A 24,932-nucleotide genomic window follows, 5' to 3' on the forward strand; every position below is an offset into this window, starting at 1 on the left:
GGTCACTGGGACGTCTGCTTGTCCCGGCGGTGATCGTCAGCGCCTTCGTGCGGTTGGCCGGGATGAAGAAGTTGCCCTTCAGCGTCACCCCTGCGCCGATCACGATCTCCGTCCAGGAGTCCGGTACGGACAGCTTGCCGATGGCCTTGTTCGCGGTGAACGTCGCCACCCCGTTGCTGACCGATGGGTTCGCCGCACTCACGTCGCCGCCGGTCGCCGGCGTCGCGCCCGGCGCGCCGACCCGCTGACCGACCGTGAACCGTACCGTCTGCTGGGCGGTGCCACCGGGGCCGATCGCCCGCACCGCCAGCGTGTACGCGCCGTCCGGGGCGGCGGCCGCGTTCCAGCCCGGCACGACCGTGCCGTTGTTGCCCAGGAAGTAGTAGGGCGCATCCCGTTCGGTCCAGGTCGCCGTGCTCGCGCCCGAGAGCGAGAACTCCACCCGGTCGACCGTGCCGCTGGTGCGCGCCTCGATCCGGGCGGTGCCGCTCAGCGTGGCGCCCTCGGTGACACCGGCGAGCTGGGTGATGCGGGGGGCGTCGTCGGCGGAGGCGGTCGGGGCCACCGCCCAGGCCCCACCACCCGCGGCCACCAGCAGGCCGGCAATCGCCAGCTGACGCCAGGATCGTCGTGACATCGTCGTGTCTCCTCAGTACTCGTTCGGCTTCCGTCGATCGGCGGAAGCACCGATCGCAGGAGGACACGTCGCGCCAGCGGCCCAGGTTTCACCGGGGGAACGCCGGATTCGGTGCTGCTGCGACGAAACCGTCCACGGCAGCGCGGAGTGTTCTGCACCGTCAGCAGCAACCCCGTGCCGGCCGTCGGGTCGACGAGGCCGGTGGCCGAGAAGGAGTTCCGTGGTGCACAGAAGAGGGAGGCTGCTCACCGCAGCCGTCAGCGCCGTCACCGTGTTCGGGATGGCGGTCGCCGGCATCACCTCCGCCGACGCCGAACAACAGCAGGCCGCGATGGCGACCGCCGAGGTGGCCTCCGGCAACCCGATCGTGACGAACATCCGAGGGGCCGATCCGGACGTCCACGTGTGGGACGGCAGGGTGTGGATGTACACCTCCCAGGACCGGCCGCCGATCGACACCTCGACGAACTACTCGGGGATGGACGGCTACCACGTCTTCTCCTCCACCGACATGGTCAACTGGACCGACCACGGCGAGATCCTGCACTCCCGCGACGTCAGCTGGGGATCCCGCGGCTACATGTGGGCGCCGGGCGCGGCCCGCAGGGGCACGACGAACTACCTGTTCTACCCGCACAAGGACAGGAGCGGGATCTGGCGGATCGGTGTGGCCACCGCGAACAGCCCGGCGGGGCCGTTCGCCGACAGCGGCCGTCACATCCCGAACATCTCCGGGATCGACCCGATGGTCCTGCAGGACGGCAGCGACTACTACCTGTACTGGAGCGGCTGGAAGAACGAGGGCGGGCAGACCAGGCACGTCCCGTACGTGGCCAAACTCAAGAGCAACATGGCTGAACTCGCCGAGAGCCCGAGGGTGGTCAGCTACGGCGCGACCAACCACAAGGAGGGCATCTTCGTCTTCAAGAAGGCCGGCACCTACTACTTCACCTACACCGACTGGCAGGGCGAGAGCGATCAGGGTTTCTGGGCCACCGGCAGCTCACCGTACGGCCCGTTCGGCGGCGCGGGCCAGCTCAAGGGAGCGGTCGGGCCGAGCCCGGCCGGGGCGCAGGACCACACCATTCGATCATCCGGTACGCCGACAGGTGGTACTACTTCTACCACGTGGGCAACTACACCAACGCCGCCGGTGAGCCCGGTGCCGGATACCGCCGCAACGCCTCGGTGGACTACCTGCACTTCCGCGCCGACGGTGGCCTGAAGAAGGTCGTGCACACCACGACGGGGGTGAGGCAGGTGGCCTCGCCGGGCGGCGCCAACCCGCCAGGTGTCCCCGGCCGCATCCAGGCGGAGGACTTCACCGCGCAGACGGGCGGCGTTCGCATCGAGACCACCGCCGGTGCCGACGGGCGCAGCATCGGGTACGTCACCGACGGCTCCTCGGTCACGTACGAGGTGGACGTCGCCGCCTCCGGCCGCCACCGGCTGACCTTCCGCTACGCGTCGGCGGCGACGGGCGCCCGGATCAGCGTCAAGCAGGGCCAGGCGCAGGTCGGGGGGACGACCGTCCGCGGCACCGGTGGCTGGACGGCCTGGCAGGTCGTCGCCGCCGACGTCGACCTCAGGGCCGGCACGAAGCAGCGCCTCACCCTCACCTTCGAGGGCGCCGGCGACTACCTGCTCAACCTGGATCTCTTCGACGTGGTCCAGCGCTGACGGCGACGTGCACCAGGCGTTCCGCCCGGGCAGGACGGCCGGGCGGAACGCCGTCGCCGGCGGTGGCTACCCGGCTGCCTTCGACGGGATCCCGCTCGGCCGGACACCCGACGTCGGTCGGGGAGTCGCTCGATTGCGTGGACGTTTCAGAGCCTCGATCTACGCCGTCGCAGGTCAGGGGCGGTGGGGTGGGGTGAGGGGATCGAAGATGTGGCCCGTATGTACGTGCTCTGACGATGCTTGGGCCGTGTATATCGGCAGCTGGCTGGCAACGACGGTGACCACCGTCGTCGTTGCTGCTGCCCGGGTGAGCGCATCCCGGGGAGGGCCGTACCGACCTCGTGCGACGGCGACTACGCCGGGGTGCCGCAGTGATGGACCATGGCTGCGACGCGCCGGCGAGCACCGATCGGCAGGGTGCCGCCTGCCGGCACTCGATCCACCTGGTCCGACCGCCGCCGGAGCAATCTGGCTGAACATGGCGATCAGGTGCCCCGATCAGGCATTCAGTGTGGTCGCGCTGCAGAGGCCCGGGGTCGACGGGCGCCGCGGCGAGCCCCATCGCGGTCCGGAGAAAGCCGCCGATCGTCGATCGGTCCCGGCGTGCCGAGTGACCACCTCGGCCCAACCGTTCCGGTTGTCTCGAAGGTGCGTCGACGTGTCGGCGCGGGTGTCCTGCCGCCGGCCTCTGGCGAAGACACTCCCGCACAGTCCCCGGTTCCCGCCGGTGTGGCGCGGCGCGGGATCTCGACGTCAGCAGAAAAAACCGCTCACGGCGACGGCGTCGCTTTCGTCGCTCGAATCTCGTGCACCAAAAGCAGGGGATGGGGGACTTTGACCTGAGTCTTCGGTGCGCATTAAGTCTTACCGGTGACGTGACGAGTCGGTGACAGTTTTCGGGTTGGAGGCTGCTCGCTTTTCGACGAGCGTTGTGGCTGCCCTGAGCTGCTAACTTTGGGCGAAGCGACGGTCGGCAGTGGACTGCGCGCGGCTTTCTTCGCTTTGCATGAGTGCCCGGCTCCGCGCTTATTTTGATGCCAGATGTGACCGAGAAAAATTACTCTCTTGGATTATTGCAATGGAAGCGCGCTCGTGTGACAGTTGTGGGGCTTAGGGGCCGCTCGTAAACGGCACATCGGCGGGAGGTCAAGGGCACCGGTTCTCCGGATGGCCTACCCGCCGACCTGCTCATCGCGTCACTGTCGACGCCATCGCACCACCACCGCCCGTCCGGGTCGGGCACCTCAGGAACAACGTCGATGACACCGGTGGGCCGTTCGTTCGGCTGCCCGCCGGGTCGATCGACCGGGCCTCCCACGGCCCGGTACCGTCCCGAAGGAGATCTGTGCAAATGAACGTGTGGAGAAGGCTTTCCGGCTCACGCCGGGCGGTCGCGCTCTCCGGAGCAGGCGTCCTGGTCGCGGGAGGGCTGGTAGCGCTGCCCGTCACCGCAGCCCAGGCCGCCACCCAGTGCGAGGTGTCCTACTCGACCAACGACTGGCCGGGTGGGTTCACCGCCTCGGTCACCATCAAGAATGTCGGCGACGCCCTCAACGGCTGGACGTTGGGATTCACCTTCCCGGACGGCGGTCAGCGCGTGGGGCAGGGCTGGGCCGCACGGTGGGCGCAGTCCGGCCGGGAGGTCAGTGCCCAGAACGAGTCCTGGAACGGCGCCGTCGCCAGCGGCGCGACGCTGAGCCTCGGCTTCAACGGCTCGTGGAGTGGCAGCAATCCGAAACCGACGTCGTTCACGCTGAACGGCACGGTCTGCAACGGCGGCACTCCGACCACACCGCCCACCAGCAGCCCGTCGCCGACCACGAGCCCGACCACCGGTCCGTCGCCGACGACTAGCCCGACCCCGTCGCCGACCGGCCCGACGACCCCGCCCGGACCGAAGGTGGACAACCCGTACGCCGGGGTGAGGGGCTACGTGAACCCGGAGTGGAAGGCCAAGGCCGAGTCGGTCGCGGGCGGCAACCGGGTGTCGAACAACCCGACCGCGGTCTGGCTCGACCGCATCGCCGCCATCAACGGCACCCCGGACAGCAGCTCCAACGGCGCGATGGGCGTGCGGGACCACTTGGACGAGGCGCTGCGGCAGGGTGCCGGTTACATCCAGTTCGTCATCTACAACCTGCCCGGCCGCGACTGCGCCGCGCTCGCCTCCAACGGTGAGCTCGGTCCGAACGAGCTGCCCAAGTACAAGTCCGACTACATCGACCCGATCGCCGCGATCCAGGCCGACCCGAAGTACAAGGACCTCCGGATCGTCAACATCATCGAGATCGACTCGATCCCGAACCTGCACACCAACACCGGCGGCAGCCCGGGCGCGACCGCGATGTGCGACACGGTCAAGGCCAACGGCGCGTACATCAACGGCGTCGGCTACGCGCTGGCCAAGCTCGGCGCGATCGGCAACGTCTACAACTACATCGACGCCGCCCACCACGGCTGGATCGGCTGGGACAGCAACTTCAGCCCCGTCGCGACCCTGCTGCACCAGGCGGCGATCGCCTCGGGCAGCACGGTGGACAACGTCACCGGCTTCATCGTCAACACGGCGAACTACTCCGCCCTCAAGGAGCCGTACTTCAAGGTCACGGACACGGTGAATGGGCAGATGGTGCGGCAGTCCAAGTGGGTGGACTGGAACTTCTACGTCGACGAGCTCTCGTTCGCCCAGGCGTTCCGGCAGGAGCTGATCTCCAAGGGCTTCCGGAACAACATCGGCATGCTGATCGACACCTCCCGCAACGGCTGGGGCGGCTCCGCTCGGCCGACCGGCCCGGGCCCGATGACCAACGTCGACGCCTACGTCAACGGTGGCCGCATCGACCGCCGGATCCACGCCGGCAACTGGTGCAACCAGGCCGGGGCGGGTCTCGGTGAGCGGCCTCGGGCGAACCCCGAGCCGGGCATCGACGCCTACGTCTGGGTGAAGCCGCCGGGCGAGTCGGACGGCTCCAGCACCGCCATCCCGAACGACGAGGGCAAGGGCTTCGACCGGATGTGCGACCCGACCTACACCGGCAACGCCCGCAACGGTTACAGCATGACCGGGGCCCTGCCCAACGCACCGATCTCCGGTGCCTGGTTCCCGGCGCAGTTCGCGCAGCTCATGCAGAACGCCTACCCGGCGCTGTCCTGATTCCGGTGCGCGTCGGTCGCTCGAACCCGGCACGTCACCACTCGCGGTAGTTCCCGCGTCCCTGATCCCGGCCGCCCGGCCGGGGTCAGGGACGCTTGGGGTGACCGGTGCGAACGAGAACGTCGTCCAGGCCGGCAAGCTGACCGCGCCGGCGCCCCGCCTGGGCCAGCCTGCTCACCGGCCAGGCCCCCGTCCACCACCGGCTGCTGGCCGACCGCGCCAGAAGGCTGGGCCTCCGCGCGGTCGTCCAAACCGCCCGACTCGTCGATGGGCAACGCCGGTTTCCGCACCGTGGGCCGCGCACGACGACGGGCTTGCTCGATGCCACCCGCCCGATCTCGCCGGCACGCGGGGGTACCGGCCCCCGGCTCGCCCAACCGAGGGCCGGTACGTGTCACCACCGCCGTGTGGAGCGGGTCGCAGGCCGGTGGTGCGTGCGGCACCCGTTCGGTCGGACGGAGTCGGGCGGTGGGCCCGAGGCTGCCATGCTCATCCACGCATCTCAATTCTGGCGCGATGATCACCGATGACAGTGCCGGAGCCGTCACTCCGCGGAAGGTCGGTTGAGCAGCGTATCCGTAGGCGGTCGCGGATCTCGCCGGCGATCGTCCGGGCCGAGCGAAGGCTGAAATGATTCATCGACGGCGCCGGGGTGGCGGTGACATGAAACCCCCGGGGGCGGGTCGGGGTGTTCACCGGCGTCCGGGCCCGCCGGGCGGAGTTCGTCGACGGGCGGACCGACCGCCCATGGAACAACCGTGTTGCAGTTCGGGCGTCGTATCGCGCTGACCCTCGTGGCCCGTCCTCGGTTCTGGTCGCCACCTCGGTTGCGCAGTGTTACCGAGGTATTGCCACAAAGTTTCCATTGACGTTGTCCGTGTTCACTGTATACAACGTATCCGTCAGGTTCGCATCGACGAACGGAGGTCGAATGAACAAGGCGTTCAGCAGGGGGTGGCGCGTCGCCGCGACGGCGGTCGCGGCCGTCACGCTGCTCGGTCCCGGCGCGGTGGCCGCCCACGCGGCCGCACCCGCGCTCAACTACCCGTGTGAGCGGATCGCGGTCAGCTCCGACGGCAACTACCACGACCGCGACGACATCGGCGCCTCCGCGATGGCGCTCGCGCTGCTCGCGGAGAAGGGCCAGCAGTCCCGCCTGGTGCACTGGGACTACAACTCGCACCTGGGCAGCTCGACCGCGAGCTGGGAGCGGGACATGGTCACCGCGACCGAGGGCACCGCGAGCCGGTTCGGCTACGACACGGGCGTCATCTTCCGCAACAGCCAGGCCGATCTCGGCCGGGCGGTCACCCACCTGAAGAACAAGATCGATGCCTCGACGGCCAGCAGCCGGCTCTGCCTGATCGGCGCCGGGCCGATGGGTGTCGTACACCGGGCGCTGGACGCCTCTAACCCTGCGGTCCACCCGCACGTCACGCTGATCTCCCACTCCGACTGGAACAACAACCACGACGACGACGACAACATCTGGAACCTCGCGGACATCCGCCGCGACTTCCCCCAGGTGCGGTACACCCGCATCCCGGACCAGAACGCCGGCCTGGGTACGAACGGCGGCGAGGCCAGGTGGTCCTGGATGGCCAACTCGGCAGACCCGGGTCTGCGCTACGTGCACGACGTGGTCAACAACGTGATGAACAAGAACGGCGATGTCTCCGACGCCGGAATGATGTACTACCTGATCACCGGTGACGACTCCGGCAACGCGACCAAGCTGCGCAACTTCCTGCAGTGAGGGTGGACGGGGTGGCGCCCGCTGGCGACACCCGCGGTCACGCCGCCCCGCCCACCGCCCGGGCAGTGCCGCGGGCTGCTCCCGAGCCACCGGGCTGACTGACAGTGGCGCCCTCGTCCGTCACCGCCCGACAGTCGGCCCCGACGACGGCTCTCCCCGAGACATCGGAACGGGCCGACGCGATCGACCTCCGCACCCCCACCACACCTTCTCGCCCCCTCTTTGGAGGAGCCATGGCACACCTGAGCCGCACCGGCCTGACCCGCCGCCACGCGCTGAGCCTCGGCCTCGGCGCCGGCCTCACCGTCGCCCTCGCCGCCTGTGGCGAGGACGGCACCTCGACCGCCGGCGGGACGTCGCTCGGCGGAGCCAGCCTCACCGGCCTGATGCGCGCCAGCTTCATCCCCGCCATCCACGAACTCCAGCAGAAGCAGGCCACCGCCTGGGCGGACTCCCACGACGGGGCCGTCGAGCTGACCTTCGCCAAGGAATGGCGGGAGCAGATCGCCGCGGTCGTCGAGTCCCGCGCCGGCGAGGACCTCGGTGAGCTCTTCGCCAACCAGGCGCACATCTACGCGGATCGCCTGGTCGACCTCACCGACCTGTGCGAATCCATCGGTGAACGCAACGGCGGCTGGTACGACGTCGCCCGGGACGCCTGCGTCGTCGACGGCCGGTGGCGGGCCGTTCCGCGCGCCTACACCGCGCACGTGATGAACTGGCGCACCGACCTGTTCGCGCAGGTGGGGATCACCGAGTTTCCGAAGACCTGGACCGGTCTCGTCGAGGCCGCGACCCGGCTGCGGGACGCGAAGCTTCCCCGGGTCGCACTCACCATGAGTCAGGCGGGGCCGAACGACTCGGCCAGCGTCGCCTACTCCCTGCTGTGGTCCTACGGGGCCGCCGAGGTGGAGAAGGACGGCAAGACCGTCGCCATCAACAGCGCCGAGACGCGCGCCGCCATCAAGGTGATGCAGGACCTGGCCGCCGCGAGCGCCCCGGAGATCTCCTCCTACGACGAGGGCGGCAACAACACCAGCTTCCTCGCCGGCAAGATCGCGGTGACCCAGAACGCCACCAGCATCTGGTACACCGCGCAGAAGCAGGCTCCGGACGTCGCGAAGAACATGAGCCACGCGCGCTACCCCGAGGGCCCCGCCGGTCACCAACAGCTCGTCGAGATGAACTCGCTGGCGATCTTCTCGCACAGCAAGCGGATCGAACCGGCCAAGGACCTCTTCGGCCACCTGATGGACAAGGCGCAGCTCGGCAAGCTGGCCGAGATCGCGCTCACCTACTACACCCCGTTGCTGAAGGGCTACGACGACCTGCCCACCATGCCGTGGAACTCCGAGGCCAAGCTCAAGGGACTCAAGGGTCTGGCCGCCGGCGGGCACATGCCGGGCTGGCCGGGGCCGGCCTCCCGGCAGTCGGCCCAGGCGTACAACAACCAGACGATCGTCAACATGTTCGCCCGGGTGATCAGCGGCAAGGCCAGCGCGGAGGAATCCATCCGGGTCGCCGAGGGTGAGCTCAAGAAGGTGTACGGGGGCTGACGTCGATGACCGTACGCACAGTGGACCGGGCCGCGGGGCCGCGACACCCGGCCCGGCCGGGCCCTCCGGCCGCCCGTGAGCGGTGGTCCTTCCTGGACCGCGAGACCCCGCTGGGCTACCTGCTCGTCCTGCCGATGGCGGTGGTGGTCCTCGGGCTGGTGGGCTATCCGCTGGTGCTCACCGTGTGGTTCAGCCTGACGGACAAGTCACTCGGCAGCGATTCGGTCTCCTTCGTCGGGCTGACCAACTACCTGGAGCTGCTCGACGACCCGGTCTTCGCCCGGACCATGTGGAACACGTTCAACTACACCGTCACCGCCGTGCTCGCGAAGCTGGTGTTGGGCCTGGTGATGGCGCTGGCGCTCAACGAGGTCCGTCGGTTCCGCCGGTTCTTCCGGGCCGCGTTCCTGCTGCCCTGGGTCGTGCCCTCGTCGTTGAGCGTGCTGGCCTGGATGTGGATGTTCCAGGCGGACTTCAGCGTGCTGACCTACCTCGGCCGGCAGGCCGGGCTGGTGGACGGCAACATCCCGTGGTTGGGCGAGGCGGGCTGGGCGATGGCCGCCGTGCAGACGGTCAACATCTGGCGTGGCGCCCCGTTCTTCGGGATCATCATCCTCGCCGGGCTGGCCACCGTACCCAAGGAACTCGTCGAGGCGGCCGTCGTCGACGGCGCGAGCGCGTGGCAGCGGTTGCGGTACGTCATCCTTCCGCACCTGACCCCGATCCTGGTGGTGGTCACCCTCTTCTCGTTCGTGCAGACGCTCGGCGACTTCCAGATCGTCTGGATCCTCACGAACGGCGGCCCGGTCAACAGCACCCACCTGATCAGCACGCTGGCGTTCCGCACCGGCATCCGGGGCGCGGACATCGCTTCCGGTTCGGCGATCTCGTTCTTCGTGTTCCCCGCGCTCGCCGCGATCATCGCGCTGCAACTGACCGTGATGCGACGAAAGGCGAAATGACCATGACCACCGTGTCCGGCCGGGCCGCCCGGCCACCCCTGCCCGCGCCTCCGCCGCGTACCGGACGGGTTCTGCGCCGCCTGAAACTGGGCCGCCGACTGCTGATCACCGTCACGATGACGTTGTTCACCGTCTTCACGCTGTTCCCGTTCGTCTGGATGGCGCTGACCTCGCTGCGCACCGGATCGGACCTCTACCGGGTCGCCGACCGGCCGTTCTCGGTCAGTGGGCTCACCCTGGAACACTTCCGGGAGCTGCTCACCGAGACGAAGTTCCTCACCTGGACGCTGAACAGCCTGATCGTGGCGCTGTCGGCCTCGGCGATCGCCCTGGTCATCGGGGTGCCGGCGGCGTACAGCCTGGGTCGGTTGCGGTACCGCGGCGGCGCCGTGGTGGGCGTGATCGTCTTCTCCACCTACCTCCTCCCGCCGGCGTTGCTGTTCATCCCGATGAACGTCGTGGTCAACCGGCTGCACCTGGGCAACACCCTCGGCGCGCTGATCCTGGTGTACCTGACCTTCCTGGTGCCCTTCATCGCCTGGATGCTCTCCAGCTACTTCCAGAGTCTGCCGGTCGAACTGGCGGAGGCCGCCCGGATCGACGGCGCCAGCCGGCTGCGGGCGATGATGGTGATCGACCTGCCGTTGGTGCTGCCGGGCGTGGTCTCGGTGTTCTTCTTTGCCTTCACCCTCTGCTGGCAGGAATACCTGTACGCGTTGACCTTCGTGCGCTCGACCGACAAGCAGCCCGTCGCGGTGGGCCTGGTCAACGCACTGCAGGTCGGCGACGTGTTCGCCTGGGGCCAACTGATGGGCGGTGCGCTGCTCGGCGCGCTGCCCGTGGTGATCATCTTTTCCTTCCTCATGGACTACTACCTGTCCGGCCTGACCGCGGGAGCGGTGAAGGGATGAGCATGCGCGAGCAGGTTCGCGGGCTCGACCACGTCGGGCTGGTGGTGCCCGACACGGAGCAGGCGCTGGCGCTGTGGCGGGACCGGTTGGGCTTCGCCGTCACGCACGCCGAGGTGGTCAACGACGACACGGTCCTGCTCACCCACCTCGACCTCGGCAACGTCCACCTGCAACTGGTGCAGCCGCTGGTCCGGCCGCACCCGCTGCACGAGTGGCTGGACCGGCACGGTGCCGGCCTGCACCACCTCTGCTTCGCGGTGGACTCGGTCGACGTGGCCTGGCACGGCGACGGCGTCGGCGTCCCGCCCGACCAGCCGGCGCCGCACCAGGGGATCCGCGGCCGGCGCTCGGTCTTCCTCGATCCGCGCCGCTCCGGCGGCGTCCAGGTGGAGCTGACCGGCTCATGAGTCACCTGTCGACCGCGCCGGACCTGGCCGGGCTGCCCGCCCCGTGGGCGGAGCCCTTCGTACCGCCACTGGCACAGCGCATCGCCGCCGAACGGCGCACGGTCGTCGTCCTCGACGACGACCCGACCGGCACGCAGACGGTGCACGGGGTGCCGGTGCTCACCCGATGGGACGCCGCCGCCATCGCCGGGGAACTCTCCTCCAGACCGCCGGCGTTGTTCCTGCTGACCAACTCGCGGTCGCTCGATCCGGCCCGGGCCGCGGAGATCAACACCAGGACCGGCCGGCAGATCCGTGCCGCGGCCGAGTCGGTGCGGAGTCGGGTCGTCGTGGTCAGTCGGGGTGACTCGACCCTGCGCGGACACTTCCCGGACGAGACCATGGCCTTGGCGGACGGTCTCGGTGGCGGGTTCGACGGCGTCCTGCTGGTGCCCGCCTTCATCGAGGGCGGGCGGGTGACCGTCGACGGCCGGCACTGGGTGGCCGATGCCGACGGCTGGACGCCGGTGGGCCGGACGCCGTACGCCCGGGACGCCACGTTCGGGTTCGGCTCGTCCGACCTGCCCGACTGGGTGGCCGAGCGCAGCGGCGGCCGGATCCCGCGCGAGGCCGTGCAGCTGCTGACGCTGCGGGAGTTGCGCACGGGCGGCCCGGCGGCCGTCTTCCGCCGGCTGTCCAGGTTGCGCGACGGCGCCGTCTGCGCCTGTGACGCGGCCGAGCAGGCCGACCTCGACGTGCTGGTCGCCGGGGTCCTGGCAGCCGAGGCGGCCGGGGCGCGACTGCTCTACCGCACGGCGGCGTCCTTCGTCCGGGTCCGGGCCGGGCTGCCGCCACGGCACCTGCTCACCGTCGGTGAGTTGGGTCTGCGGCGGCGCACCGGTGGGGGAGGTCTGGTGGTGGTGGGCTCCCACGTGCCCACCACCACCGCCCAGCTCGGCCGACTGCTCGCCGACCCCGCGGTGGCGGGCGTGCAGGTCGACGCGGCGCTGCTCGCCGGGTCCGACCGGCAGGCGGCCGCCGAGGTCGAGCGGGCGGCCGCGCTGGCCGAGGAGGCGATGGCGGAGGGCCGGACCGCGGTGGTGCACACCAGCCGGCGGGTGTTGACCGCGGCGACCGCGGCGCGGGCCCTCGCCCGCAGCGTACGGATCTCGACCGGGCTGGTGCGGATCGTCGGCCGTATCCCGGGCCGGCCCGCCTTCGTGGTGGCCAAGGGCGGCATCACGTCCAGCGACGTCGCCGCGGACGGGCTGGGCATCAACCGGGCCGAGGTGCTCGGGCAGGTGGTGCCGGGTGTGCCGGTGTGGCGGGCTGGCATGAACAGCCGGTTCCCGGGCCTCACCTATGTGGTCTTTCCCGGCAACGTCGGCGGTCCCGACGATCTGCTGGCGGTGGTGGCGAGGCTCGGTGGAGCCGATTGGCAGGAGTCGACACATGCCTGAGCCGTTGAATGGATACGACGTACACACGATCCGGCCGGCGAGCCGCCGGTCGCCGCTGGTCGACGTGCACGGCCACTTCGGTCGCTCCGCCGCCACCGGATACTCGGCGGGCGCGCCCGAGCTGCTCGCGGCGATGGACCACCACGGCATCGACACCACGCTCGTCATGCCGCAGCCGTCGACCGACCGGGAGACCGCCGACGAGGTGCACGCCGAGATCGGGGAGGCGGTCGCTCGCCATCCCGGACGGCTGTACGGCATCGTCAACCTCGACCCGCGCCTGCCCGACGCGGAGTACCGGCGACGGGCCGCAACCCTGCTCGACCGGCCGGGGTTCGTCGCGGTGAAGATCCACACCGCGGGGTTCGCGGTGGCGCCCGACGACCCGGTCTGCGACAAGGCGTTCCGAATCGCCGCCGACTACGACGTACCGGTGATGGTGCACACCGGCCTGGGCGGGCCGCACACCCTGCCGCACCGGGTGGTCGACCCGGCCCGCCGGTACGCCGAGCGGCCGGTGGTGCTCTGCCACGCCGGATTCGGCGCGTTCTGTGCCGAGGCGATCGAGGTGGCGGTGACGCAGTCGAACGTCCACCTCGAGCCGTCCTGGTGCCCGGCCTTCAGCGTCCGGCAGATGGTGCGCCGGCTCGGCGCCCACCGGGTCATGTTCGGCAGCGACCACATCGACAACATCCCGGTGGAACTGGCGAAGTTCGACGCCGTCGGTCTGACCCCCGGGGAACGACGCCTCGTCTACGCCGGCACCGCCGCCAGCGTCTTCTCCCTCGACCCGTCCGCCCCCGCCACCCCCCGACCGGAGGTTTCCGCATGACCGACTACCGCATCGCCGTGCTGCCCGGAGACGGCATCGGTCCCGAGATCACCGCCGTCGCCACCGAGGTGCTGCAACGGCTCACCGCCGCGCACGGCGGGATCTCGCTCCATCTCGACACACACGACGCGGGCGCCACCCGCTGGTTGCGCGAGGGCACCGTGCTGACCGACGAGACGTACGACGCCTGCGTGCGGGCCGACGCCATCCTGATGGGCGCGATCGGTCTGCCCGAGGCGCGTCACCCGGACGGTCGGGAGGTCAACGGCGACGTCATCTTCCGGCTCCGCTTCGACCTGGACCTGTACGCCGGAATCAGGCCGGTCCGGTCCTGGCCGGGACTGACCAGCCCGCTGTCGGCCGCGCCGCCCGTCGACTACGTGGTGGTGCGGGAGAACGTGGAAGGCCTGTACGCCTCCCGGACCGGCGGCTGCAACGTACGGGAGGAGGTCGCCACGGACACCATCGTGATCACCGCGACCGGTACCCGGAAGGTGACCGAACAGGCGTTCCGCCTGGCAGGCAAGCGCGCCGGCCGACCCCGCGACGGCCGCCGGACGGTCACCTGTGTGGACAAGGCGAACGTGCTCGCCTCGTACGCGTTCTTCCGGCGGGTCTTCGACCGGGTGGCCGAGGGCCACCCCGACATCGGCGCCGAGCACGTCTACGTCGACGCGATGACCGCGTACCAGGTGCAGCAGCCCGACATGTTCGACGTGGTGGTCGCCGAGAACATGTTCGGCGACATCATCTCCGACCTGGCGGCAGCCACGGTCGGTGGGTTGGGCCTGGCCGCCTCCGGCGACGTCGGTGACCGGCACGCGCTGTTCCAGCCCGCGCACGGCTCCGCGCCCACCATCGCCGGCAAGGGCGTGGCCAATCCGATCGCCACCGTGCTGTCGGCGGCCATGATGCTCGACTGGCTGGCGGACCGGCACGCGGATCCGGCCGCGGCCGAGGTGGCCAGGTTGATCGAGGACGCCGTCGGCGACGTGCTCGCCGAAGGACGGGTCCGCACGCCGGACCTGGGTGGGACCGCGAGCACCGTCGAGGTCGGTGCGGCGATCGTCGCGGCGGCGGGGCGGAGGCGGTAAGTGGGTAGGGGAGGAACGGGGATGGAACGGCCGTTGCGGGGCCTGATGGTCGGTGCCGGCTACTTCGCGCCGATCCAGCTCGCCGCCTGGCGAGCGGTGTCCGGTGCCGAGATCCACGGCCTGGTCGGGCACCGTGATCCGAGGCGGGTGGCCGCGGTGGCCCGGGAGGCCGGCGTGAGCTGGTCGGGGGTCGATCTCAAGGCGGCGATCGCGGAGGTCCGGCCCGACTTCCTGGACATCTGCACGCCTCCGGCCACCCACGCCGAACTGATCCGGCTCGCGGTCGACCGCGGACTACCGGTGCTCTGCCAGAAGCCGCTCGCGCCGACCGTGGCGGACGCCGCCGAGCTGGCAGACCTGGCGCACCGGCGCGGCGTGCCGCTCGTGGTCAACGAGAACTGGCGCTGGCAGCCGTGGTACCGGGAGGCGAAGCGGCTGATCGACGACGGCGTGCTCGGCCGACCGTTCCACACCACCATGCGGATGCGGCCCGGCGACGGCTGGGGGGAGCGGCCCTATCCGGACCAGCCCTACTTCGCCACCATGCCCCGCCTGGTGCTGTTCGAGACGGGCGTGCACTACGTCGACACGACCCGATACCTCTTCGGTGAGATCGACGAGGTCCGGTGCACGACCGCAACCGTCAACCCGGCCGTCACCGGTGAGGACCTCGTCATCGCGGTGCTGCACACCTCCGGCGGCGGCATCGTGGTGTACGACGCCGACCGCTCGGCGGTGGCTCGGACGGTCCGCAGCCTGGCGTACGGGACGATGTCGGTGGAGGGCACGGACGCCACCCTGGAGGTGGCCGACGACGGCACGATGACCGTGCTGCGCCGCGACGGGCGGACGGTCCGGCACGACTACCGGATCCCGGACGGCTGGAAGGGCGGCTGCGCGACCGCCGCCCAGCAGAACTTCGTCGATGCCCTGCGAGGTCGCGCCGAGGCGGAGACGCCCGCCGCGGACTATGTCCGTACGATGCGGGTGGTGGAGGCCTGTTACCAGTCGGCCGCATCGGGGCAGGCGGTCCGGATCCGGTCCGAGCGGGTGACAGGCGTGCCGGAACCCGCGGGTGAGAGGCTGCCGTGAGCACTGAGACGACCTATCTTCCGCTGGAGGAGAGCACCTACCAGCGGGTGCGCGCGATGCTGCTCAGCGGTGAGATCCCGACGGGCCAGCCGGTCAACCAGAGCGAGGTCGCCGTAGCCCTCGGGGTCAGTCGCACACCGGTCCGCCGCGCTCTCTCCCGGCTGGAGGGCGAGGGCCTGGTCACCGCCGGCCCGCGGGGCTGGCACGCGGTGGGCTTCGACGCCGATCGGATGACCGCCGTGTTCGAGATCCGCGCGGTGCTCGAAGGGCTCGCGTGCCGGCTCGCCGCGGGTCGGGCCGGCCGGGCCGAGCTGGCCCGGCTGCGGGTGCTGTTCCAGGACGCCTACGAGCAGCTCACCACCACCGGTTCGGCCGAGGCGTACTACCAGGCGGATGTGGTGTTCCACCGGGCGCTGCTGGAGCTGGCCGGCGAGCCGCTGCTCAGCCGTACCGCCGAGGTGCACCACATACTCACGACGAGCCTCGCCCCCGGGCTCTACCGCGACCCGCACGAGACACATCCCGAGCACCTGGCGATCATCGAGGCGCTGGCGGCGGGCGACGCCGACCGGGCCGAGGAACTGGCCCGCGGGCACATCCGCGCGGCCGTGCCGAACATTCGCACCGGTGCGGTGTACGTGCCGGGAGCGGAGGCCACCTGATGGTCGCCCGGCTCCGGTCCGCGTCCCGGTCCGCGTCGCACCCGGGTGGCCGTCTCCGCGGGCACCCGGTGCGGCGGCCCGGCCAGGCGACGCGGGTGCGCCACGACTGCCCGGGCCCCGCACGAGTAGTGAACCGGTCACCGGGCATCCGCCGTACTCCTGACCGTATGGGTCGTGGCGGGGGCGGAGGCTGACATGGGGACGTACCGCAGCGGAAGCCCGCTCGCCGGGAGACTCACCCCCGAGGACGTCACCCGGGTACGGCTGCCGCTGGCGCCCTGGTACCAGCGCGGCTACCGTCGCGACGAGGTCGACGCGCTGCTGCACCGGCTCGCGTACGAGCTCGGTGAGCGAGGGCGGGAACTGGAGATCGCCTGGGCGGAGGGTCAGCGGATCAAGCGGGCGCTGCGCGTCTGGCAGTCGGAACGAGCCGGCTCCGGGGCGCATGCGAGGCGGACGACCACCGGCCGGCGGGTGCGGCGGACCACCATGCCGAAGCGGCTGCCCTCGGAGCCTGCGGCGGGTTCCGCAGGCACCCCTGGAGCGCACGCGGCGACCCACCGGACGGACACCGAGGACTCCGCGAGGTAGCGGATCGCCCGCACCGGCCGCCGGGGGCGCTCACCGCACCGTCGTTCGCCCCTCGTCGGTCGGCGGCGTGTCGGTCCGGGACGGTCCGGGACGGTCCTCCACCGGCCGCGACCGGTGCTCCTGCCACGCGGCCAGCGCAGCCGCCCGGTCCGCCTGAGGGTGCGCCCTCCGCCACTGCCGCAGGAACGCGTTGAACTCGAACTGTGCTGCCACCGGCCGTTCGCGGGCGGCTTCGGCCCGGGTGTCGTACCAGTGCGAGACGGCATCACCCAGGGTCCGTCCCGCACCGTCACGGATGAACGCCCGCATGAACTCGTCGAAGACGAACCCCTTGCCGACCTGATCGCGGAAGAATGCCCGCAGCACCTGGCTGCACCGCTGCCCGGCGGGAATGACGGTGTCGACCGTCACCGGCGGACCCAGTTGTCGCGCCGACCCTGCCCGCCGAGCATGCTCCGGCGCTGCCGTGCCGTCCAACGCGGCGGCCAACCGCTCGATCAGTGCCAGCTTGCCGCCCCCGCGCGGGACGCCCATTGTCCGGGCCAGTTCCGTCAGCTCGGCGAGCGTCCAGTACCAGCGGCGCAACTCCGAACCGGAACGGACGTGGGTCAATGGCGGGCGATCCGTCACCGTGACTCTCCAGCCGGGCATTCAGGGGAACAGGGGGGTGATGAAGTTCGACACCGTCTCGGTGAACAACGCCGGTCGCTCGATGATCCAGCCGTGCCCGACGCCGGGTACCGTCCGGTGCTCTCCGCGTGCGAAGGCCGCGGCGAGCAGTGGCGCGGAGCGCCGGATGCTGGGCGGTTCGTCGCTGCCGCACAGCACCAGGACCGGTCGGACGAATGCGTTGTCCACCGGAGGTCGATATCCGGTCAGTTCCCGGTTGATGCGGGCGAACGCCCGGGGATGGGTCCGCCGGGCCGCCGACCGGTACCACGGGTGAAGGTCGGCCGGTATCCGTAGCACCCGGGCGTTGGCGCTCAGCATCGGCCGGGTGACGATGAACGGCGCCAGCACCGGACCGAGCAGCCGCGGTGGAGACCAGAACGGCAACGGGACGGCGTTGACTCCGCTGGCGACCGCACCCGCGATCCGATCCGGCGCCGCGCGGGCCAGTTCCAAGGCCAGATACCCGCCGAGCGACAGCCCCACCACACCGACCCGGGCGTCGGGGACCCTGCTGTCGATCAGGTCGGTCAGGTCGTGCACCACTCGGCTCATCGAAGTCCATCGCCGGTTCCGGGCCGTGCCGTGCCCGGGCAGATCGGGGATCAGCAGGCGGAACGAGTGGCCGAGTGTCTCCACGACGGGTTGCCACATCGTGCGGTCGATGAGCAGGCCGTGCAACAGGAGCAGCGGTGGTGCGTCCAGTGGGCCGTGTTCGCTGACTTCCACCTGTTGTCCGTCCGGTGATGATTGACGCAGTCCGCCGCGACTCGCATCCGGCCCGGACCACGCTACGAGGCGCCGGCGCGGCACCGATATCACAGACGCGCCGCAACACTGTCGAAGCCGTGCCCATCTGCCGCCGCCTCCGCTCGCCAGCGGCCCGGGCTCGAGCCGAAGTGGGCCCGGAAGGCGGCGCCGAAGTGGGAGGCGGAGGCGAACTGGTAGCGGTATGCCAACTCGGATGCGCTCATCGGCGACCCGATCAGGTCCCGAGCGCACGCCTGCAGCCGCCGTAGCCGGATGTAGCCGGCCGGGCCGTGGCCGTGGCCGTTGTCGGCGAAGGCGCGGTGCAGCTGGCGCACCGACACGGCGAGCTGGCTGGCCAGCCAGGCGACGGAGAGGTCAGGTTCGGTGAGGTGGTCCTCGACGAGTCGCTCCGCGGCGAGACGCAGAGCGAGGTGAGGGCCGCCCCGTGTGTCACCGAGCGTGCCGTCGAGCAGCAGATCCAGCACCACGGCGAACACCGAGGCAAGGTCTCGCCGGCGGGCGGGGTCCTCGGTGGCGCCCGCCGCCGTCATCAGGTGGGGCAGCTGTCTGCCCAGGGCGCGCCCGGCCGGGTCGAGGGGTGCCGAGCGGATCGCTGCGTCCAGTGCCGCGTACCGGGCCTCGACCAGAACCGGCGGAAGCACGACGAACAACAGCTTGGCGACGGCGGGATAGTCGACCTCGAAGGGCTCTCCGCCCGGTACGACCACGAGCCGGCCCGGCACCACCGGCTCGACGCCGAAGCGGTGCCGAATCCGACCGTCGGCCTTCGCGCCCAGCAGCAGGAACACGCCCCCGGGCGAACGTTGTCCGGTCTGCCGCGCATGCAGCGCGGCGACGGTGACGGACACCAGCCGAGTCGGACCGACGTCGGCGGTGCTCAGCCGGGCACGGAAGCCGGCCGGGTCCCGGGCCTCGACCGCTTGGCTGACCAGGCTCCGGCGGACCGCACGGCGGAAGTCGTGCAGGCCGCGTGGACCCGAGAAGTGGTGCGTGAGCACGGGCACGATCGCTCCTTGATCTGTTCGCCGCGGCTCGGGCGACCGCGGGCGCGCTCGTTCCCTCGATGATCCTCGTGCCCGGACGGGCCGGCCTCGGCTGTCCGGACGGATCCGCGGCCCCCGGTTCGCGCTTTCCGGCCGGGCGGAGGCGATCACCCGCTGTGGCGTGCGGAGGGTCGGGTGATCCGGCGCAGTCCGCGCCAGGCGCCGACGAGGCGGGCGGGTAGCGGGGCCCCGAGGTCGTTGTCAAGGTCGCCAGTCACCCGTGGCCAGCCGTCCGCGTACGTGGGCTGCCCAGGTAGCGCCCGGGCGAGCTCCGAAACGCTGATGCCCTGACGCACCGCGGCGGCCAGCTCGCCGATCCACTGCCCGACCCGGGGCGACACCACCGTGGCCCCGAGCAGCTGGCCGCCCGGCCCGACGACCAGGTGGCAGAAGCCGCCGACCCGCTCGCCGAGCTCATCCCGGTCGAGGTCGTCGTCGACCCACCAGCGGGCCCGCGCCCGGTCGCCGTGGAGCCGCTGTGCCTGCTCCAGCGTGACGCCGACCTGCGCCACCTCGGGATCGGTACGCGTCACGCGGGGCACCGGGATCCGGTCGACCCGCCCGACCGGTCCGAGTAGCGCGTTCTCGGCCGCCTGGACGCCCTGCAGTTCGGCGGCCCGGGCCAGCGGCGCGGAACCGGTGACCGGGCCGGCGGCGAAGACCCGATGGTTCGCGCTGCGCAGCCGCTGGTCCACCACGACGTGCCCCCGCACGTCGCGCCGCACGCCGGTGGCGGTCAGCCCGAGCCGATCGGTGCGCGGCCGGCGCCCGACGGCGAGCAGGATCCGGTCGGCCGGCACGATCGCCCCGTCGGCCAGATGCACCGTCCCCACGCCGACGCGGTCGACCAGCTGGCCCGTACGCACCGCGACGCCTTCGGCGCGGAGCCGCTCGCTGATCACGGCGCCCGCGGCCGGTTCCTCGTTCGGCAACAGGCGGTCGGCCACCTCGATCAGGGTCACTCGCACGCCCAGCCGGGCCAGGGCCTGACCTAGTTCGCAGCCCGTCGAGCCGCCGCCGAGCACCGCGATCCGTTCCGGTAGCCGGTTGAGCCGCGACAGGTCGTCGGCGGTCAGCGGTTGCGCGTCGGCGAGGCCCGGGATCAGGGGCACGGCGGGAGCACATCCGGTGGCGATCACCGCGCGACGGAAGCGCACCTCGCGGACCGCGTCGGTGCCGGTGACCCGCAGTGAGTCCGGGCCGGTGAACTCGGCCCGGCCGTCCAGCACGTACGGACCGCCGGCGATCGTGCCGTCGCGCAGTTGACCCGACTCCGTGCGAGCCGCGGCCCGCACGGCGGCGAGCACCGCGACGTCGTCCACCCGAGGCGCGCCGCAGCGCAGCCCGAAACGGCCGGCGGTCGCCAGCGTGTGCGCGGCGTGCGCGGCCGCGATGAGGGCGGTGGCCGCCGCGGACGCGGCGTACCCGCTCGTGCCGTCGTCGACGAGCAACACCTGCGCGTCGAGTCGACGGGCCGTCCGCGCGGCGGCGAGCCCGGCGACACCGCCGCCGAGAACCACCATGTCCCACGTGCCGGTTCGCATCCCTCGCCCCGCTCCGTGACGTCCGCAGCCCGATCCTGTGTCTGTCGTCGCACCGCCGTGAGCTGCGCCCGACCGGGTGGTCGTCGGGCGGCGCGGACGCGCCGCGGCCCGGCAGAGGACACTCCGCCGGGCCGCGACCTTCCCCGGTGTGCGGTCAGTTGAGGGTGCAGACCGCGAGGCTGTCGAGTTCGGGGCGCTGCGCGCCGACGCGGTTGAAGGCGATCTCGATCCGGTCGAGCGCCGCCCCGCGCTTGCTCTTCAGCGGGTTGAGGATGGCGTTGGCGATGAAGTTCGGCCCGCCTTCCGGCTTGACGGCGATCCGGGCAAGCCGAGAGTTGGCCTCGTCGATCTGCTTGTCGAGGGTGGCCAGCTCGGACTGGACCTGCCCGGCGGCCGCGGCCGGCACCGCCGGCAACTCGACGCGGGGGCAGTTCACCGTACGGGCCTGCGCGGCCCCGCCGTTCTCCGACCCGGCCGCCTCGCCCTGGCCGGCGTTGCCGTTGACGGCGCTCGGCGTGCCGGGGGAGTTGAGCGTGCAGGTGGCGAGGTCGACCAGGTCGTCCGGACGGTTGCCGTTGACCCGGCCGATGTTCGTGGCGATGCGGTTCAGGACGGCCACCCGCTTGTTGCGCAGCGGGCCCAGGATGGCGTTCTGGATGAAGTTCGGGCCGCCCTCGGGTTTGACGGCGAGCTTCGCCAGGCGCTCGTTCTGCCGGGCGATCTCCTCGTCCAGGTTCGCCAACTCCTTCTCCACCCCGGCGACCGCCTCGGCCGGCACCTCGGGGAGCTTGTCGCGTACGGTCGGGCAGTCGACCGTCTGCGCGTTGGCCGGCGGAGCGGCCACCCCGCCGTCCCCGGCGCCGCCGGCCGCACCTTCGAGCGTGCAGTTCGCCAGGCCCTGCAGCCCGGCCGGCGCGGCGCCGCCGACGCGGGTGATGTCCTGGCTGATCCGGTCCAGCACCGCGCGGCGCTTGCCGGCGATGTCGTTGAGCTGGTTCTGTGCCGCCTTGGGCTCGCGGGCCAGCCGCTCGTTGACGTTCGCGATCTGCTTCTGCAGATTCTGCAGCTCGCGGTTCACCCCGTCCTGCGCCGCGGCCGGCACCGCGCCGAGCTTGTCGGCGACCGACGGGCAGACCACCGACACCGGCGTCGCGTTGGCGTTCTCGTCGGCGGACGCCAGTTGCAGTCCCGCGCCGATCAGCAACGCGGCGACGGCTCCCACACCGCCGAGCTTCAGGACGGCGTTGTTGCGCGTACCCCTGGTCATGCACCTCTCCTTTGGTCGACCGCACCGGGCCGACGTGACGGGATGTCGCGGCGACCCGGTGCGGTGCGAAGTGAGGACTCAGGAATCGTGCTCGTGCCCGCTCCGGCATCGCGGTTCCGGACGATGTCCTCTGTCGATGAGGAGTACGGGGTGTTCAGCAGGATCGTTCAGTTTTTGTCACAGAATTTCAGGAAACACGAAGACGGGTCAGTTGAAGGCCAACGTAGGGCTGCCCGTGATGTCGAAGCCACCGTCGGTCCTGGCGTTGGCGGAGGTGATCCTGGTGCCACCGATGGTGAGGTTCGTGATCGTCAGCTCCAGCGGTGCCTTCGCCTGCTTGACCAGGTTGCGGGGCAGGTCCTTGCTGCCGTTGCCACGCAGCGAGTTGATCTCCGCAAGGCTGTAGAGCCTGTCCACCCTGGTATCGGCCAGCGTGATGTCGCGGAACGCCTGGCTGGCGGAGGTGTTGGAGAGGGCCACGACCCGGGTGGTGGGTCCCATGATCCGGGTGCCGGTGACGCTGACGTTCGAGATGGCGCCGGAGCCGCCGGCCTCCTGATAGTTCAGCAGGCCCCAGTTCGAGTTGGTGCCGGTCCACTCGGTGTGCAGCAGGGTGTTGTTGGTGGCGGTGATGTTGGAGATGGTCTTGGCGAACCAGCCGAGCTGGAACACGGCACCGTTGTCCATCTGCCACAGGGTGTTGTTCTTGATGGTGGCGTTGGAGCTGTAGAGCTTGAAGGCGTCGTCGAAGGCGGAGACGAACGAGTCGCTGATGGTGGTGCCGGTCAGGGCGGGGATGCCGTCGCCGTTCCAGCCCCAGTTGCCGAGCACCTTGACGTCGGAGATGGTGCCGGTGAACCGGGACTCGTCGTCGCCCTGCTTGGCGGTGATCTCGTTGTCGCGGTGGCCGGTGACCACCCAGTGCGGGGCGTTGACCACGGTGACGTCGTGGAAGCGGAACTTGTCGGTGCCGAGCTGCACCATCTTGACGGTGTACTCCCAGCAGTCGTAGCTGCACGAGGTGGTGCCGTTGGTGCGTTTGTCGGCCCGCCAGTCGAAGTCCTCACCGGAGAGCACGCCCCGGCCGGTGACGGTGAAGCCCTGCTGGGTCGACTTGCTCACCGTGGCGGAGTCGATCGCGCCCTTGACGTACGCGCCGCCGGCCAGGTGCACGCGCTGCACGGAATCCGGCACCGGCCAGTAGCCGAGGTCGTGCACGCCGCGGGTGAAGATCACCGTGGTGGAGCGGGCGGCCCGGGAGCGGTCGAAGGTGGCGCCGGGGTTGACCACGTAGGTGTCGGGGGCCGTGCGTGACGGGTCCGCCACGGCGGCGCGCGAGTCGTCGGCGAACAGCAGCATCCCGTCCAGCGGCAACTGTCGGAGGCTGTCGTAGCGGTTGTCGATGAACTCCACCGACAGCTTGGCCTTCGGCCGGTTGACCCGGATCTTGATCTGCCGGGCGGCGAGGTCCTTGCTGACGATGGTGTAGTCGCCGGTGCCGCGGACCTTGATGTCGGTCACGGCTCCGGCGGCGGCCGTCCGGGTCACCGTGACGGTCGGGGTGGTGCCGACCGGGAACCAGAACGAGGACCAGTTGAACGACCGGTTGTCCGCGCGGGCGTAGTCGCCGCCGTCGCAGTTGGTGCTCGAGCAGGTCCGTGCCTTCGGTGCGGTGCGGTAGACCGACGGGGTCTTCCCCTCCACCGACACCGCGTAGATCGACGACTTGTCGCCCGCGGGCAGCCCAGGGGTCTTCGCGACGGTCACCGCGGCGACGGCTGCGGCGGTCGGGGGAAGGGCTGGTTGCTGCCCGGCATACGCGCTGGTGACGCCGGCGACGGCCAGGCCTGCGGCGACGGTTACGCCCAGGGCGAGTGCCCCGAGGCGTCGGGTCTTTCCTGCCATAGCCTTGCTCCTTCGGTGTGGTGGGGGTGGGGGGTGTGTGGTGCCGCGGTCGCGCCCCGGGCAGGCGTGGCGAGGGTGGTGCGGGTGGGGACACTCCGCGGGACGGTGGGAGGTTTCAGGACTCGCCGGCTACTTCTCGGCGCCGGCGAGCATGCCCTTGATGAAGTGCCGCTGCAGGAACAGGTACGCCAGCAGGATCGGCGCCATCGCGGTCAGCGACGCCGCGGCGGCGGCGCCGAGGTTGCTGCTCTGCTGGGAGAAGAAGGACCCGATCGCGGGGGCGATGGTGCGGACGTCCTGGGTGGTCAGCATGTAGACCGACATCTGGTAGTCGTTCCAGATGAACACGCCGGTCAGGATCGCCACGGTCGCGGTGACCGGCTTGAGCAGCGGCAGCACGATCCGGAAGAACACCCGGAAGGTGCCCGCGCCGTCGACCCGGGCGGCCTCCTCAAGGGCGGTCGGCACCGTCCGGATGAACGCGGCGTAGAGGAACACGCTCAGCGGCAACTGGCCCGTCACCAGGATCAGGATGATGCCCCAGTAGGTGTTGACCCCACCGAGTTGGTTCATCAGCGAGTACAGCGGCACGAGCACGCTCAGCGGCGGCACCATGATCGAGCCCAGCATCAGCAGCATCACCACCCGGTTCACCCAGGTGCCGCGCCGGGCCAGCGGATAAGCGGCGAGCGCTCCGAGCAGGCAGACCAGGACGGTGGCGACCGAGGTGACGACGAGGCTGTTGACGATCGCCCGCAGGATGCCGCCCTGTTCGATGGCGATGCGGAAGTTGTCCAGGTAGAGACGCCCGGTCGGCGGCATCCACTGGGAGCTCAGGTCACTCTTGGGCTTGAGCGCCGTGGTGAGCGCGACGTAGAACGGGACGAGCTGGATGACCGCGAAGGTGAGCAGGAAACCCACCGAGGCCAGCCGGAACAGACGGTGTCCGATCAGCATTGC

General features: G+C 70.8%; 22 protein-coding genes. 14 read left to right on the top strand and 8 right to left on the bottom strand.

Features of this window, described 5'->3' with window-relative positions; all coding sequences use genetic code 11:
* Nucleotides 1-637, bottom strand: a 637-nt coding sequence (locus tag CO540_RS30280) for a hypothetical protein (RefSeq protein WP_216642312.1), incomplete at its 3' end; no start/stop codon positions are given.
* Nucleotides 638-857: 220 nt separating this feature from the next.
* Between CO540_RS30280 and CO540_RS00010 the strand changes: the two genes are divergently transcribed.
* From CO540_RS00010 to CO540_RS00075, 14 genes are all read left to right on the top strand, one after another.
* On the top strand, nt 858-1,862 hold the full coding sequence (locus tag CO540_RS00010; protein WP_157779018.1) for a family 43 glycosylhydrolase: 1,005 nt from the start codon (nt 858-860) through the stop codon (nt 1,860-1,862).
* The gene (locus CO540_RS00015) at nt 1,826-2,317 is read left to right on the top strand and encodes a carbohydrate-binding protein (protein WP_157779019.1); all 492 of its coding nucleotides are present in this window, start codon (nt 1,826-1,828) and stop codon (nt 2,315-2,317) included. Before CO540_RS00010 ends, CO540_RS00015 begins: the two co-directional genes overlap by 37 nt.
* Nucleotides 2,318-3,668: 1,351 nt before the next feature.
* Entirely contained in the window at nt 3,669-5,471 is a 1,803-nt protein-coding gene (locus tag CO540_RS00020; RefSeq protein ID WP_099160205.1) for a glycoside hydrolase family 6 protein, read from the top strand.
* A 931-nt stretch (nt 5,472-6,402) separates the two neighbouring features.
* Complete coding sequence (locus tag CO540_RS00025) at nt 6,403-7,227, top strand: hypothetical protein (protein ID WP_099160207.1); 825 nt, start codon at nt 6,403-6,405, stop codon at nt 7,225-7,227.
* Nucleotides 7,228-7,460: 233 nt separating this feature from the next.
* Nucleotides 7,461-8,783: an ABC transporter substrate-binding protein gene (locus CO540_RS00030; protein WP_099160209.1), complete on the top strand. Its 1,323-nt coding sequence runs from the start codon at nt 7,461-7,463 to the stop codon at nt 8,781-8,783.
* Nucleotides 8,784-8,788: 5 nt separating this feature from the next.
* On the top strand, nt 8,789-9,745 hold the full coding sequence (locus tag CO540_RS00035) for a carbohydrate ABC transporter permease (RefSeq protein ID WP_099160211.1): 957 nt from the start codon (nt 8,789-8,791) through the stop codon (nt 9,743-9,745).
* Entirely contained in the window at nt 9,742-10,656 is a 915-nt protein-coding gene (locus CO540_RS00040) for a carbohydrate ABC transporter permease (RefSeq protein ID WP_099160213.1), read from the top strand. The genes CO540_RS00035 and CO540_RS00040 overlap by 4 nt, the downstream gene beginning before the upstream one ends.
* 2 nt (nt 10,657-10,658) lie before the next feature.
* Nucleotides 10,659-11,063: a VOC family protein gene (locus CO540_RS00045; protein ID WP_157779020.1), complete on the top strand. Its 405-nt coding sequence runs from the start codon at nt 10,659-10,661 to the stop codon at nt 11,061-11,063.
* A complete protein-coding gene (locus CO540_RS00050; RefSeq protein WP_099160216.1) occupies nt 11,060-12,502 on the top strand; it encodes a four-carbon acid sugar kinase family protein in 1,443 nt (480 codons plus the stop codon). The genes CO540_RS00045 and CO540_RS00050 overlap by 4 nt, the downstream gene beginning before the upstream one ends.
* Nucleotides 12,495-13,334: an amidohydrolase family protein gene (locus tag CO540_RS00055; RefSeq protein ID WP_157779021.1), complete on the top strand. Its 840-nt coding sequence runs from the start codon at nt 12,495-12,497 to the stop codon at nt 13,332-13,334. Before CO540_RS00050 ends, CO540_RS00055 begins: the two co-directional genes overlap by 8 nt.
* Nucleotides 13,331-14,428: an isocitrate/isopropylmalate dehydrogenase family protein gene (locus tag CO540_RS00060; protein WP_099160220.1), complete on the top strand. Its 1,098-nt coding sequence runs from the start codon at nt 13,331-13,333 to the stop codon at nt 14,426-14,428. Before CO540_RS00055 ends, CO540_RS00060 begins: the two co-directional genes overlap by 4 nt.
* A 21-nt stretch (nt 14,429-14,449) precedes the next feature.
* Nucleotides 14,450-15,520: a Gfo/Idh/MocA family protein gene (locus CO540_RS00065; protein WP_099160222.1), complete on the top strand. Its 1,071-nt coding sequence runs from the start codon at nt 14,450-14,452 to the stop codon at nt 15,518-15,520.
* Nucleotides 15,517-16,182, top strand: coding sequence for a GntR family transcriptional regulator (locus tag CO540_RS00070; RefSeq protein WP_099160224.1), 666 nt, complete (start codon nt 15,517-15,519; stop codon nt 16,180-16,182). Before CO540_RS00065 ends, CO540_RS00070 begins: the two co-directional genes overlap by 4 nt.
* Before the next feature lie 195 nt (nt 16,183-16,377).
* Nucleotides 16,378-16,773, top strand: a complete 396-nt coding sequence (locus CO540_RS00075) for a DivIVA domain-containing protein (protein WP_099164506.1) — start codon at nt 16,378-16,380, stop codon at nt 16,771-16,773.
* Nucleotides 16,774-16,803: 30 nt separating this feature from the next.
* Here CO540_RS00075 and CO540_RS00080 read toward each other — a convergent pair whose 3' ends face one another.
* The 7 genes from CO540_RS00080 to CO540_RS00115 form a co-directional block, all read right to left on the bottom strand.
* Complete coding sequence (locus CO540_RS00080) at nt 16,804-17,403, bottom strand: DUF6434 domain-containing protein (RefSeq protein WP_216642313.1); 600 nt, start codon at nt 17,401-17,403, stop codon at nt 16,804-16,806.
* 21 nt (nt 17,404-17,424) lie between these two features.
* Complete coding sequence (locus CO540_RS00085; RefSeq protein WP_099160227.1) at nt 17,425-18,171, bottom strand: alpha/beta fold hydrolase; 747 nt, start codon at nt 18,169-18,171, stop codon at nt 17,425-17,427.
* Between the two features lie 89 nt (nt 18,172-18,260).
* On the bottom strand, nt 18,261-19,217 hold the full coding sequence (locus tag CO540_RS00090; RefSeq protein ID WP_157779023.1) for a helix-turn-helix domain-containing protein: 957 nt from the start codon (nt 19,215-19,217) through the stop codon (nt 18,261-18,263).
* Nucleotides 19,218-19,363: 146 nt separating this feature from the next.
* Nucleotides 19,364-20,800, bottom strand: a complete 1,437-nt coding sequence (locus tag CO540_RS00095; protein ID WP_099160231.1) for an NAD(P)/FAD-dependent oxidoreductase — start codon at nt 20,798-20,800, stop codon at nt 19,364-19,366.
* Between the two features lie 154 nt (nt 20,801-20,954).
* Nucleotides 20,955-22,067, bottom strand: a complete 1,113-nt coding sequence (locus tag CO540_RS30645; protein WP_253866299.1) for a hypothetical protein — start codon at nt 22,065-22,067, stop codon at nt 20,955-20,957.
* 207 nt (nt 22,068-22,274) lie between these two features.
* Nucleotides 22,275-23,972 carry a hypothetical protein gene (locus CO540_RS00110; RefSeq protein WP_099160233.1) on the bottom strand — a complete coding sequence of 566 codons (1,698 nt, stop codon included), beginning with the start codon at nt 23,970-23,972 and terminating at the stop codon, nt 22,275-22,277.
* Between the two features lie 129 nt (nt 23,973-24,101).
* Entirely contained in the window at nt 24,102-24,929 is an 828-nt protein-coding gene (locus CO540_RS00115; RefSeq protein ID WP_099160234.1) for a carbohydrate ABC transporter permease, read from the bottom strand.
* Nucleotides 24,930-24,932 lie beyond the last annotated feature (3 nt).

Source organism: Micromonospora sp. WMMA2032, assembly GCF_002688545.1.
GTDB classification, from domain to species: domain Bacteria; phylum Actinomycetota; class Actinomycetes; order Mycobacteriales; family Micromonosporaceae; genus Micromonospora; species Micromonospora sediminicola.

Excerpts from the sequence above, each read along its gene's own strand:
- CO540_RS00020 (WP_099160205.1), top strand. The coding sequence starts at position 3,669 with ATGAACGTGTGGAGAAGGCTTTCCGGCTCACGCCGGGCGGTCGCGCTC.
- CO540_RS00025 (WP_099160207.1), top strand. The coding sequence starts at position 6,403 with ATGAACAAGGCGTTCAGCAGGGGGTGGCGCGTCGCCGCGACGGCGGTC.
- CO540_RS00030 (WP_099160209.1), top strand. The coding sequence starts at position 7,461 with ATGGCACACCTGAGCCGCACCGGCCTGACCCGCCGCCACGCGCTGAGC.
- CO540_RS00035 (WP_099160211.1), top strand. The coding sequence starts at position 8,789 with ATGACCGTACGCACAGTGGACCGGGCCGCGGGGCCGCGACACCCGGCC.
- CO540_RS00040 (WP_099160213.1), top strand. The coding sequence starts at position 9,742 with ATGACCATGACCACCGTGTCCGGCCGGGCCGCCCGGCCACCCCTGCCC.
- CO540_RS00045 (WP_157779020.1), top strand. The coding sequence starts at position 10,659 with ATGCGCGAGCAGGTTCGCGGGCTCGACCACGTCGGGCTGGTGGTGCCC.
- CO540_RS00050 (WP_099160216.1), top strand. The coding sequence starts at position 11,060 with ATGAGTCACCTGTCGACCGCGCCGGACCTGGCCGGGCTGCCCGCCCCG.
- CO540_RS00055 (WP_157779021.1), top strand. The coding sequence starts at position 12,495 with ATGCCTGAGCCGTTGAATGGATACGACGTACACACGATCCGGCCGGCG.
- CO540_RS00060 (WP_099160220.1), top strand. The coding sequence starts at position 13,331 with ATGACCGACTACCGCATCGCCGTGCTGCCCGGAGACGGCATCGGTCCC.
- CO540_RS00065 (WP_099160222.1), top strand. The coding sequence starts at position 14,450 with ATGGAACGGCCGTTGCGGGGCCTGATGGTCGGTGCCGGCTACTTCGCG.
- CO540_RS00075 (WP_099164506.1), top strand. The coding sequence starts at position 16,378 with ATGGGGACGTACCGCAGCGGAAGCCCGCTCGCCGGGAGACTCACCCCC.
- CO540_RS00095 (WP_099160231.1), bottom strand. The coding sequence starts at position 20,800 with ATGCGAACCGGCACGTGGGACATGGTGGTTCTCGGCGGCGGTGTCGCC.
- CO540_RS30645 (WP_253866299.1), bottom strand. The coding sequence starts at position 22,067 with ATGACCAGGGGTACGCGCAACAACGCCGTCCTGAAGCTCGGCGGTGTG.
- CO540_RS00110 (WP_099160233.1), bottom strand. The coding sequence starts at position 23,972 with ATGGCAGGAAAGACCCGACGCCTCGGGGCACTCGCCCTGGGCGTAACC.
- CO540_RS00115 (WP_099160234.1), bottom strand. The coding sequence starts at position 24,929 with ATGCTGATCGGACACCGTCTGTTCCGGCTGGCCTCGGTGGGTTTCCTG.